Source organism: Lachnospira multipara LB2003 (genome assembly GCF_000702205.1).
Lineage (GTDB): Bacteria > Bacillota > Clostridia > Lachnospirales > Lachnospiraceae > Lachnospira > Lachnospira multipara_A.
In genome coordinates this window covers 79018-92756 of the sequence record NZ_JNKW01000006.1, presented here as the reverse complement: position 1 = coordinate 92756, position 13739 = coordinate 79018, and the positions used below count along the sequence as shown (strand labels likewise).

The window sequence follows — 13739 nt, the reverse complement described above, 5'->3', positions numbered from 1 at the left end:
CATGTATAAGGTAGATAATGCTGTAATAATGGCAGCAGGAACATCAAGTAGATTTGCTCCACTTTCCTATGAACGACCAAAGGCATTAATAAGTGTTAAAGGTGAAGTCTTAATTGAAAGACAGATTCGTCAATTACAGGAAGCGGGAATAAATGAAATATATATTGTTACAGGATATCGTAACAATGATTTTGAATACTTGAAGGAAAAATGCAATGTAAAAATTCGACATAATGATTTATATAATGTTAGAAATAATCATTCTTCAATATATAAAGTTAGGGACATAATAAGAAACACATATATTTGCTCAGCAGATAATTATTTTGAAACTAATCCATTTACTAATGAAGTAGAAGAAGCCTATTATTCTGCATTGTATGCCAACGGTGATACTAAAGAATGGTGTTTAGAAACAGATACTAATGGATATATTACAGACGTAAAAATCGGTGGTAGTAATGCTTGGTATATGTTAGGACATGTTTTTTGGGATGAAGAATTTAGTAGGAAATTTTTGGACATTTTAGATAGAGAGTTTCCTATGGAAGAAACTAAAGATAAGTTATGGGAAGATATTTATATTGAGCATATTAATGAATTAAAGATGAAGATTCATAAGTATGACAAAAATCAGATTTTTGAATTTGATACTTTAGATGAATTAAGAGAATTTGATGTCTCTTATGTAAATAACACAAGATCGTATATTATTGGGCAGATTTCTAAAGAACTTAAGGTATTAGAGTCTGACCTAACTAATTTTAAATGCTTAAAGTCAGATGGCAATGAGGCCATTGGCTTTGAGTTTATGTGTAATTCAATAGAATACACTTATGATTATAATAAGAAAAAATTAGAAGTGAAAAATTAAGATTTGATGGAGGATTTGATGGAGGATTATATTAAAACTAATGGTGAGATGGAATCTGACAAGAGTTTAACCAAAGATAAAAGTAAGACTAAGACAAAGGATAAACTAGATAGAAAACAGATAGATTGGATGATAACATTGGTCCCATTAGGGTTAATAGTAACACTTGCAGTACTCTTTGTTATTTATCCTTTACAATCAAATCATATATTAGGCAAGGTAAGATTCTTTTTTGGTGATACTCTCGGATCTTACTATTTAATAATAGGATTAGGTTTTTTTATTGCATCTATAGTGCTGGCATTTTCTAAATATGGAAATATTGTACTAGGTGGATCACAGCTTGAAAAACCAAAATATTCATTTTTTGCATGGGGAAGCATGATGTTTACATGTGGCTTGGCAGCAGATATACTTTTTTATTCATTTAATGAATGGGCAGTTTATGCAACTAATCCACACATGAAGGAATTGGGAAATGTAATGGATTGGGCAAGTGTATTCCCATTATTTCATTGGAGCTTAATACCTTGGGCTTTTTATCTTGTATTAGCTGTTGCCTTTGGTTTTATGTTGCATGTTAGAAAAAGAAATAGACAGAAGTTCTCAGAAAGCTGTAGACCAATACTTGGTAAGAAGACAGATGGAATTATTGGTAGAATAATAGATTTACTATCTGTTTTTGCCTTGCTTGCAGGAACAGCAACAACTTTTAGTGTAGCTACACCTTTAATGGCAACAATTATTAGTGATTTATTTGGTATAACAATTGATAGACGAATTATTACAATAATAATATTAATTATCACATGCATTGTTTATACATATTCATTGCTTCATGGATTGAAAGGAATAAGTATTTTAGCCAAAGCGTGTATTTACCTATTTTTTAGCTTATTGGCCTTTGTTTTTTTATTTGGTGGAGAGATGAAGTTTATCATTGAGAATGGCTTGCAGTCATTAGGACTAATGACAGGTCATTTCTTTGAGTTAGCTACCTATACGGATCCACTACGAACAACTAACTTTCCTCAGGACTGGACGATATATTATTGGGCATATTGGATGGTGTGGTGTGTTTGTGCGCCATTTTTTATAGGAACAATATCTAAGGGTAGAACAATAAGACAGACTATAGTCGGTGGTTATGTATTTGGCGTTGGTTCTACTTTACTTAGTTTTATAATTCTTGGAAACTATGGATTGGGTAAAAGCTTACATGGTGGAGCGCATTTTGTGGAGAATTTCGCAAAAAGTAATGATATGTATTCATTAGTTATGGATATATTACATTCAATGCCTTTATCTGGACTAGTTCTAGTGTTGGTAATAGTTACTATGATTATGTTCTATGCGACTTCTTTTGATTCAATAGCTTATATTGCATCATGTTATAGTTATAAGAAACTTGATGAGAATCAAAAACCGCATAAATCAATCCAGTTAATGTGGTGTATTCTTTTAATTATATTGCCTATTGGTTTGTTATTTTCAGAAAGTTCAATGGGTAATATTCAAACAGTAAGTATAATTGCGGCATTTCCGTTAGGTTTTGTAATGGTTCTAATAGTTTGCAGCTTTTTTAAAGATGCAAAGCAATTTATAGTTGAGAGTAATAAAAAGAGTAAATAAAAAGTTTATTTCCTTTTAATTTGCTTGTTAAGATTATATAGAATATAATGTGATGTGTTGCGCATATGAAATTGAAAGGAATAAAGTATGAAAGAATCAACTAAAGAATATGATGAAGAGACGCTACAACATTTAAAAGACGTTATACTGGAAATATTTAAGGATTTTGTTAAGATTTGTGATAAATATGATTTGGATTATTTTGCTACTGGTGGAACAGCTATTGGAGCATTGAGACATAAAGGATTTATTCCTTGGGATGATGACATTGATGTATGTATGCTTCGTGAGGATTATGATCGATTTATGGAAGTTGCACCTAAAGAAATGGGCGATAAATATATCTTTATGGATGCTAATACACAGGATAAATATCCATTGATGTTTGCTAAGATGGTTAAGCGTGGTACACGATTTGTTGAATCTGCTTATGAGCAGGCAGGTTATCCATTAGGAATTTTTATTGATATTTTTCCTTATGATAAGACAGCAAGTGATAGTGCTAGACGTAAGAAACTTATTAAGAAGACATGGAATATAGGAAGATGGCATGTACTTACACTAATTCCTAATCCGAATCTTCCAGAAGGTATGAATCCTGTAGTTAAGAAAGTTGTTACAATGATCACACATGTAGTTCATGGCCTATTAAAGATTTGTCACGTTACACCAGATAAGACTTATAAGAAATATCTAAAGTATGCAACAAGCTGTAAGGATGAGAATTCTGATCTTTATATAGATTATTCTTATATAACAGGCGAGAACCTAATGGTAAGTAAAAGTGAGTCATGGCCACTTATTGACGTGCCATTTGAAGATACAACTGTTAAGCTAGTAAAGGATTACGATTCTTTCTTAAGGAAAGAATATGGGAATTATATGGAGTTACCTCCTGAGGAACAAAGGCATAATCATTTGGCTAGTTTTATAGATTTTGGAGAAGAGTAAAAGATGGAAAATAAAAAATTATCGATAGCATCAAGTGTAATGTGGAATACATGTGGATCTACATTTTACCTTGGATGCCAATGGCTAATTACTGTATTGGTTGTAAGATTAGCAGGATTACACGCTGGAGGAATTCTAACATTAGCTATTTCTGTAACTAATATTTGGTATGCTATATCAGTTTATGGTATGAGAAACTATCAAGTTTCTGATGTTAAGAATAAGTATTCAGCAGGAACATATCTTTATAGTAGGATTATAACCATAGGGATATCTTTATTAGGGTGTATTATTTATGCCCTTGTAATACCTTATTCACTTGAACAGCGAGCTTGTATTATTATTTATTTTTGTATAAAAGCAGTGGAGGCTGTGTTTGACTGTTTTTCTGGTATGTTTCAGAAAAACTGGAGATTGGATATTGCTGGTAAATCCATGATAATAAGAGGAATTATTACAATTGTATCCTTTTCAGCTGTGCTTTATCTAACTAAGAATTTAATCATAACATTATTGCTAGTCGCTCTATTAACAGCAGTTGCAATTGCTATTTATGATATACCAAGAGTAAGAAAGTTAGAGATACTTAAATTTGATTTTAAATCTAAGATTGTTATTGATTTGTTAATTGAATGTCTTCCACTTGTTATATATAGTTCATTATCTACTTCTATAGCATCAATTCCACGTTTATACATGGAGAGAATCCTAGGTAATGAATTATTAGCAATATATGGAGCTGTGGCAACGCCTGTTTTAATAATTCAGGTTGGTGCAACTTATATATTTAATCCTTTCGTTACTCTATTTGCAGAAAAATATAACAATAACGATATTAAGGGATTTTTGAAGATATTAGCTAAGTGTATAGTTGCAGTCTGTATAATATCAGTTATAGGTCTTATTGGTGGAGCTTTAGTAGGCAAATGGGGCTTGAATTTATTATACGGAAGCACAGTTGCTTCGCATGTGGATTTATTAATGCCGCTAATTATTTGTACAATAATTACAGCTGTTTCATGGTTATTCTGCGGAGTATTAACAGTTGTTAGAGGCTTTAAGGGACTTGTTTTATCTAATTTGGCAGCAGTGTTAACATCACTTGCTTTATCACCAATACTTGAGAAAAGTATGGGAATGCAGGGTGCATCATTAACACTTGCTTTGGCGACAATTATTGAAATTATTATTTTAGTAGCTGATATGTTTATTATATTAAACAAGAAATCTAATAGATAGAAAAATAAGAAGTAGAAATCGAATGATTTCTACTTCTTATTTTTTTATTCTTTAGGAACGTTTAGTTTTAAATAGAGTGCTCCGAGAACACACATGATTCTACGTATAAATACGCTAATAGTAATCTGGAATTTAGATAGTCCAATAACTGGGGCTGCTTTTTCCATTAAGTGTCTATGTTCAGCAACATATGTTTTAGTTTTACCGCCACCAAGAACTTGTCCTGTATTAGAATCATTTCTTATTCTAAAGTAGTTAAGTGGCTTGTCATGTAGAATATATACCTTACCAGAACAGTAAATTCTCATATAAAAGTCATAGTCTACAATAAATACAAAGCTTGGATCAAAGCCACCAATTTTATCATAGATTTCTTTTCTAAATAGATTAGCAGCTGGTGCTCCAAGATAATTTCTTGTAAATGCTGAGTATTTAACAGCCTTTTTACCATCTATTTTTTTGCTTTTATGATATCTTCTGTAATAGCCTTTTAAATCTCCATTTAAGTCAACAAAACGAGTATCTGAAGAAACACATAAGACTTCTTCATCTTGTTCCATAATTGAAACTTCTGTTTCTGTTAAATCAGGATCCATTAAATCATCGGCGCATACAAGCTTTAAATACTTACCTGTACATAATTCAAGAGAATGGTTCCAGTTACCACTCATACCAAGATTTTTTTCGTTTTTATAAAGTCGAATTGTTCTTTTCTTATCTGAATCAATATGATTTTTTTCGTAGTTCATTTTATATTCATTAATAACATTCCAAGTCTCATCCTTAGAACCGTCATCAACTATTATTAATTCAATATTAGGATATGTCTGTTCCATAATTGAATCCATTGTTTCTGTGATGTAATCAGCATTGTTATATGCTGGAATACATATTGATACTAAAGGCTTTTCCATAATTATATCGGGTTTTACCCTCCTCCATTAATTATAAATAATTGTAAATGCTTAAAAGAAGCATAACGGATTAATAATAACAGAAAGAAAATATAAATTCAAATATATAGTTTTTAACTGTAAACAACTATTTTTTATAATTGTTATGGATTTTATGATTGAAAACAATTATTATAGAAATGTTGTTTTACTTAAAATTAAATGAGGCGGAGGTAAATTAGCTTGCAAGACAATAAAAAAATCATGGTAAGAAGTCTAATCTTAGTCCTTATTAGTATAGGCTTGGCTTATATATTCTCTCCATTAATTGGTCGAAATTATTTAGAGGATTTAAAAGCGTTGATAGCATTTAATAGAGAGCAGATATGGTTGATTAGACATGATTGGATGTATGAATTACATACTTTTAATGCTGTACGTTTTGTTAAAGTAGAGATGACTACAGTATTATTTATATTTATTGGTTATGCCTTTGTTATAGGACCTAAGAAATATTCAGAGATTCTGTTTAAGTATAGATGGATTGTGGGAATGGCTTTTCTTTTATTTCTGGTTTTAAATAAAATAAATGGTGATTCCCTAGCTATAATTGGTACAGCAGGATACGATAGCGATAGTAATGTTGCCCAATTTGTAAACCCTATATTTGGAGTAACTAGACCCATTCGTACTGATGAATATTTAGTATCTGATCCACTAATACTATATAAGATGGTTAATGGAAGTTATTTTTCATCATTGGGAATAATTGGCTATTTAAAAGATCCTTGTATGATTGTGGCAAGAATTGTTAATATATTTGGAATGGAATATACTTATTCATTTATCTGGAATTATTTAACGGTTTTTGGCGTGTTATTCTCAATAGATTTCTTTATGTTACTAACTAAAGGAAAAAGGAAAATTTCTATTGTATGTACTATGATGATATTTTTATCATCTATGTATCTATGGTGGAATTATCCAACGCAGATTTTAAATATGCAGGCAGCAATTGTTGCAGCAGATAGATTTATAAAAAGTGATACAAAGCCTAAACGAGTATTGTGGTTATATTTAACTGGAATATTTGCATTTAACTTTGCAGCAAATTTATATCCTGCATGGCAGGTCCCATGTGCATATGTTGGATTATGCCTATTAGCTTGGCTAATATATACTGATTGGAGTTATATTAGAAAGTTTGGAAAATTTGAATACGCTTTATTGATTGGAGCGTTTATAGTAGCTATAGTGGCAGTAGCTTTATATGTTTATATTTCATTAGATTATATACATACAAATATGAATTCGGCATATCCTGGTCATAGAATAGATTGCGGTGGTAATGATCCAGAGTCAATGGATAAATTGTATGCATATTTTGTTAATACGTTTTTTGCCTATAAAGACTATAATGTGTTGAATAACTGCGAAATGGCTACACTTATAAGCTTCTTCCCGGTTCCTACAATAATAATGTGGCTCAAATTAATAAGAGAGAAGAAAAAGGATTTATTGGCAATTTTATTAACACTAGTTTCAGCCTTGTTATTTGTTTATTGCTTTATAGGATTACCTAAAATCCTTGCTGTGGTTACTTTACTCCAGTTTTCAACTGTAGCTAGAGCTGTGGATTATATTGCATATATACAGATATTAATGCTTGCTATTTATTTTGCTTATGAGAAGGAAGATGAAAAGGTTAGTTTAAAGACTAAGTTAGTGGATTTAATAATAGCTATATTAGTTGTTGTATTGGTTATTAGAAAGTGCATAGGAATTCAGTCAGGATATTTATCAAAAGCAGAATGTTTGTTACTTGCATGTTTATTTGGATTAACCTTTTTCTTGCTTTGCTTTAAGCATGTAAAGTATAGATATAACATTGTTACGGCCTTAATTGCCTTTATATGTTTATTAACTGGAATTTATATTAGACCAATGACAGTGGGATTGCAGTGTGTTTATTCAAGACCTACAGCAGATGCAATTAAAGATATTACTAAAATGGACGATGGAAAGTGGATAGCTCTAGATGGAGATTACGCTTCATCATATGCAACACTTTGTGGTGCTAATGTAATTAATATGGTTAATACAAGTCCTAACTTAGAATTATGGAGTAAAGTTGATGAAGATGGACAATATGTAGATGCATATAATAGATTCGCACATATAACAGTATCCTTTACAGATGAGGATACATCCTTCTCTTATGAAGAAGCTATACCGGATTGCTTTACACTAGATTTATCATATAAAGATATTTCCAAACTAGATGTGAAATATCTAATATCAATGCATGATATAGAAGAGCTTGATAATGATTATGTAAAATTTGAAAAGATATATGATGAAGATTCCTTCTATATTTATGAAATCTGTTATAAGTAAATTGGGATGAAATCTATCTCACAATATGCTATAATCTACCCATTACAGGCTTAAATTTGTTTATCCGTTTTTTGGAGGATTAGTTATTTATGAAATGTATTATATTAGCGGGTGGTAGTGGAGATGCGTTATGGCCACTATCTCGCAGAAAATTCCCTAAACAGTTTATGAATGTTAAGGAAGGTAGATCAATATTACAGGAGACAGTTGTTCGCAATATGCCTTTCTGTGATGAATTTTTAATTATAACCAACGAGAACTATAAACATATAGTTAATGGTCAGTTAAAGGCTTTCCAGAGCCTTAAATATCGCGTTCTTCTTGAAGGCGAAGCACATGGTACAGCAGCAGCGATTATGCTTGGTACTTTATTTTGCAACCAGACAGAGACAGTGCTTGTAGTTAATTCAGATAATCTTATTGATGGTGATAATTATAAGGACACTATTATTAAGGCTAAGGAGTTATCTAAGACATCTAATATTGTAACAGTGGGTTCTAAGCCACTTTATAGAACATCAACACTTGGATATATTAAGAGAAAAGGGGATGTGGTTACTCAGTATATATCAAAGGTTAATTTTGATAATATGCAAAGCAAAGACTTTACATATGAAGAAGGCTATCTTTGGAATACTGGAATATTAGTGTTTAGTGCTGGTGCAATGGTTAACCTTGTAAGTAAGGTTTGTCCAGAATTATATAAGAAATGTAAGCAGGCTAAGAGAAAAGTTCCTGCTATTAGAAGAACTATTAAGTTCAATGAGTCTGTAATGAAAGATATTCCTACAGGAAGTATTGAAACACTTGTATTTGAGCAAGCTGATAATATTAAGGTTGTAGAGGCTGCATTCCGATGGAAGGATGTAGGTTCTGCTAATGATCTTGAGAATATTGCTCAGACACATAATCAGGAATTTGTTATTAAGAAAGACTGTAATAATGTAACTGTAATTAATGCAGCAGAAAGAAAGCTAGTTGTAGCTAATGATCTTAAGGATGTTGTAGTTGTTAATACAGATGATGCACTTTTAATATCATCGAAGCGTTCTGCTGATAGCATTAAGGATATTATTAAAGATAATAATGATACATATGAGATGTATTTTGATCACAACAGAATATCTTATAAGGAATGGGGTACTCATGAACTTATAAGCTATAATGATGGTTATAAAGTGCGTAAAGTTACTATTTATCCTGGATATCAGATGAACCTTCATAAGCATGAACTTAGAACAGAGCATTGGTCTGTTGTTGAAGGCGTTGCAACTATAACTGTTGGTGAAGACACAAGAGATTATAATAGATTTGAAAGCGTAGATGTACCAATAGGTGTAATGCATAAGGCGGCTAATAGAACTGATAAGAATGTTGTTATTATTGAAATCGGTATTGGCGAGAATTTAATAGATGATGATTTTGTTAAGATATACCAAAGTTGTGAAGAGAACAACAATGTTGTAGCAGCTGTAGAGCCAATAGTTAAGCTTGATCCTGCTTTTAAGGATAATTTATGGGGTGGAACTAAGCTTCGTGATGTATATGGTAAGAAGTGTGACTATGATATTATTGCTGAAAGCTGGGAATTATCTGCTCACCCAGATGGTTTAAGTAGAATTGCTACTGGTAAATATAAGGGAAGATTATTCAATGATTATTTAAGTATAATCGGTAAGGAAGCTCTTGGTTGGAAGTGTCAGGCACAGGACAGATTCCCAATCTTAATTAAGTTTATTGATGCCAAGAAGGATTTATCAATTCAGATTCATCCAGACGATGAATATGCTCTTGAGAAAGAGAATGAGTATGGTAAGAATGAAATGTGGTATGTCATAGATGCAGAACCAGGTGCATTCCTTTATTGTGGACTTAAAAGGGATGCTACTAAGGAAGAAATTAAGGAACGCATCAAGAATAATACAATTACAGAAATTCTTAATCGTATTGATGTTAAGCCAGGCGATGTGGTTATGGTAAAGGCAGGAACAATTCATGCTATAGGTGCAGGTATCTTAATTGCAGAAATTCAGCAGAATTCTAATTGTACTTATAGAATGTATGATTATGACAGAAGAGATAAGTTTGGCAATTTAAGAGAGTTGCATATAGATAAATCCCTTGACGTTGTCGTTCCGGAAAAGTACGTTAAGGATAATAAGAATGAAATTGTTATCACACGTAATGAACACTACTTAGAGGAAAGACTTGTACAGTGTAAGTACTTTGAAGTTACTAAATATGAGGTAAACGACGAAGTAAGAATTCCAGTGGATGAAGCATCATTTATGTCTGCTTTATTCATAGAAGGAAATGGAAGTATTGCTGTAAGTGACGAGAATGGTGAAACAACTATGGATTTCAAGCCAGCAGATAGCTTCTTTGTAAGTGCAGGTAAAAAAGAGATCATTATTAGAGGAAAAGGCACTTGCCTAATTACTCATGTGTAAATATAATAATAGCGCTACTTAAAATTATAGTAGCGCTATTGTCATGTAATAATAAAAAGCAGTTTTGAAGAGGGAGATTAAAAATGGATAAAATAGCTGTATTAATACCATGTTATAACGAAAGTGCAACAATTGAGAAGGTTGTAACAGATTTCAAAAGAGAAATACCTGAAGCAGTTATTTATGTTTATGATAACAATTCAAGTGATGGAACAGATGAAATTGCAAGAGCAGCAGGCGCTGTAGTTAGATACGAAAGACATCAGGGTAAAGGTAACGTAATTAGAAGAATGTTTAGAGATATAGATGCTCTTTGCTATATTATGGCTGATGGTGATGATACATATCCAGCAAGTGAAGCTAAGGAAATGGCTAAACTTGTATTAGAAGAACAGGCCGATATGGTGGTTGGTGATAGACTTTCTTCTACTTATTTTACAGAGAATAAGAGACCGTTCCATAATTTTGGAAATAGTTTAGTTAGATTTTCAATCAATCATATATTTAAAACTAAGAATAATGATATTATGACTGGCTATAGAGCAATGAGTTACGAATTTGTTAAGACTTTCCCTGTTATTTCAAAGGGTTTTGAAATTGAAACCGAGATGAGTATTCATGCAGCTCAGAAGAATTTACTTGTAAGAAACCATGTTATTGAATATAAGGATAGACCAGAGGGCAGTGAGTCAAAGCTTAATACATTCTCAGATGGCTTTAAGGTTATTGCTACTATTCTTAAACTCTTTAGAACATATAAGCCATTGAGATTCTTTAGCTATATATCTGCAGTATTAATGATTATTGGTGTTGGATTTTTAATACCTGTAATTAATACATATGTAAAGACTGGTTTAGTAGAGAGATTCCCAACGCTTATAGTATGTTGTTTTGTGGTATTAACATCAATAATTGCTTTCTTCTCTGGATTAATCTTAGAGACAATTAATTGGAAGAATAGACAGGATTTTGAGATGAATTTAATCAAGGTAGATACTTTAAAAAAATTATTAGAGAAGGATAGATAAGAATGAGTATAGATAAGAGGAAGCTGTCAAAAGAAATATTATTGTCATTGGTCCTAGGAGCAATAATATATTTTATATTATCGGCTTATAATGTAATGGTTAAGACAAGTGGAGATTATAGAATAGCATTACACAATACACTAGACCTAGGCTTGCTTGGAATGTTAAGTATAGTAGTAATGGCAGTAGTTGTATATGTATGTACATATCATGGAGACTTAGTCTTTAAATATAGGTTCGTAATAGCTGTCGTTGCTTTTATTGTATGTGTAATACTAGGTATTAATGGTTCATCCATAGAGTGCATGTATGCGTGTTTTGGTTCTAGCGTTGATACTAATGTTGTTGCAGGGGTTTCAAGACCTATAAGATCTGATGAATGGGCCGTATTAACACCACTTACAATGTCTCAGTATTATGGACATGGTTTTTCGTACTATAGTGAAATTGTAAGAGGAACAAGCACAGATGTATTTATAGAATATGGTACACCTATTAGAAATCTAATTATGATATTTAGACCATTCCAAATCGGATATTTATTCTTACCATTTGCCAACGGTCTAGCCTTTTTTTGGTGTGGAAGATTTATTGCGTTATTAATGACATCCTTTGAGTTTGGTCGTTTAATTACTAAAGATAATAGAAGATTATCTCTAGCATATGCAGTAATGGTTGTACTAGCACCTGCTATTCAGTGGTGGTTTGCAATTAATGGCTTTATAGAAATGCTTATTTTCTCACAGCTATCAATTGTATTATTAAAGAAATATATGACAGCTAATAATTATGTTATAAGAACTATATGTGCATTATTTATTTCAGTATGTGCAGGTGGATATGTATTAACCATGTATCCATCGTGGATGGTTCCACTAGCATATGCCATAGTGTTATTAGCAATATGGGTAATAATTGATAATTATAAAGAATGCAAGATGACAGTGAAAGATATTCCTGTTATTGCTATAGCTTTTGTAATATTTGTTGCAGGTATGGGATATGTTTTTGTTAATTCATTTGATACTATTAAGGCAATAATGGGTACAGTTTATCCAGGTGCAAGAACAGAACTAGGTGGAGCTAATTTCAAGCGTCTAGGTCTATATGTTACTAATATTCTATATCCTATTTATGGGCTTTCACCAGAGGCAAACGTTTGCGAATGTGCTGGATTTATAAGTTTTTTCCCAATGGGAATAATTATGTATATCATATATACAATAAAGAGTAAGAAGAAGGATGTATTATCTATTGTATTGATTATTCTTTCTGTATTCTTATTCTTGTGGTGCTCTCTAGGTTTCCCACAGATACTTGCTAAGATTACAATGATGAGTTTATCTCAGGCATCTAGAACTATTGTTATATTTGAATTTATTAGCTTAATACAACTTATTAGAAGCATACATTTATTAGAAGAATATGATATTAAAGAGAAATATATAGTGTTAATGTCGGCATTAATTACAGCTATTGTAGTTGGTATGACATATATTGTATACATTGATTCTTATCCTAAGAAAGAAGTTTGGCTGATAATATCTTTAGTTTTCTTTGTATTAATGATGACATTGTTATCACTAAAAAAGAAATATAGTAACATCTGTATTATATATATAATATTGTTTATGTTTGTAACTGGAGGATTAGTTAATCCTGTGAGAGTCGGTAGTAATCCTATGACTGATATAGATGAATTAAAGGCTGTTTCTAATGTTGTTGAAAATGACTCGGATGCTTTATGGGCAGTTGAAGGCGGCTTTCCATTAATTAATTCACCTATTATGGTTGGAGCTAGAACTATTAATTCGACTAACGTATATCCATGTATAGATAGATGGAAGATGTTTGATGAAGAAGGAAAGTATGAAGATGTTTATAATAGATATGCTCATATTACAATTAACATAATAGAAGATAGTAATGAAACTGAGAGATTTGAACTCGTGCAAGCCGATGTATTTAAACTTAATGTAAGCATTGATGATTTGAAAAAACTAGACGTCAAATATATATTTACAAGTAAAGAATACAGTCAGGATGAATTAGAGTTAGTTAATAGTGTTAACAATTATAAAATTTATATGATTAAATAAAATTATACATTTTCAAAAGAATATGCTACTAATAAACAACCCTACTGGGTCGTGTTAATAACAGTGATTATGCGCTGTTAATTGATGCGGGCTGGTGGGGTTGTTTGTTAATTGAACGCAGTGTAAGCAATCCCCCGCTTCAAAAGCGTAAGCTTTAGGCGGGGGTATAAAGCTTA

At 31.6% G+C, this 13739-nt stretch carries 9 protein-coding genes; 8 read left to right on the top strand and 1 reads right to left on the bottom strand.

From position 1 onward, the window contains the following. The first annotated feature begins 1 nt into the window (after position 1). From T537_RS0105105 to T537_RS0105090, 4 genes are all read left to right on the top strand, one after another. Positions 2–874 (top strand): NTP transferase domain-containing protein, encoded by an 873-nt coding sequence (locus T537_RS0105105; RefSeq protein ID WP_031556598.1) that lies wholly within the window; start codon positions 2–4, stop codon positions 872–874. 48 nt (positions 875–922) lie between these two features. Then, positions 923–2506 (top strand): BCCT family transporter, encoded by a 1584-nt coding sequence (locus T537_RS0105100; protein ID WP_420323106.1) that lies wholly within the window; start codon positions 923–925, stop codon positions 2504–2506. Positions 2507–2593: 87 nt separating this feature from the next. Then, positions 2594–3457 carry a LicD family protein gene (locus tag T537_RS0105095; protein WP_031556596.1) on the top strand — a complete coding sequence of 288 codons (864 nt, stop codon included), beginning with the start codon at positions 2594–2596 and terminating at the stop codon, positions 3455–3457. A gap of 3 nt (positions 3458–3460) precedes the next feature. Next, complete coding sequence (locus tag T537_RS0105090; protein WP_031556595.1) at positions 3461–4696, top strand: lipopolysaccharide biosynthesis protein; 1236 nt, start codon at positions 3461–3463, stop codon at positions 4694–4696. Positions 4697–4740: 44 nt separating this feature from the next. Here T537_RS0105090 and T537_RS12370 read toward each other — a convergent pair whose 3' ends face one another. Then, positions 4741–5610 (bottom strand): glycosyltransferase family 2 protein, encoded by an 870-nt coding sequence (locus T537_RS12370; RefSeq protein WP_051637164.1) that lies wholly within the window; start codon positions 5608–5610, stop codon positions 4741–4743. Positions 5611–5832: 222 nt separating this feature from the next. Here T537_RS12370 and T537_RS0105080 point away from each other — a divergent pair, with 222 nt between their 5' ends. From T537_RS0105080 to T537_RS0105065, 4 genes are all read left to right on the top strand, one after another. Further along, positions 5833–7986 (top strand): DUF7657 domain-containing protein, encoded by a 2154-nt coding sequence (locus T537_RS0105080; RefSeq protein ID WP_155895236.1) that lies wholly within the window; start codon positions 5833–5835, stop codon positions 7984–7986. 89 nt (positions 7987–8075) lie between these two features. Continuing rightward, entirely contained in the window at positions 8076–10436 is a 2361-nt protein-coding gene (locus tag T537_RS12365) for a type I phosphomannose isomerase catalytic subunit (RefSeq protein WP_031556592.1), read from the top strand. 83 nt (positions 10437–10519) lie between these two features. Further along, positions 10520–11464, top strand: a complete 945-nt coding sequence (locus T537_RS0105070) for a glycosyltransferase family 2 protein (protein ID WP_031556591.1) — start codon at positions 10520–10522, stop codon at positions 11462–11464. A gap of 2 nt (positions 11465–11466) precedes the next feature. Further along, on the top strand, positions 11467–13563 hold the full coding sequence (locus T537_RS0105065) for a DUF7657 domain-containing protein (RefSeq protein ID WP_031556590.1): 2097 nt from the start codon (positions 11467–11469) through the stop codon (positions 13561–13563). Positions 13564–13739: the final 176 nt, after the last annotated feature.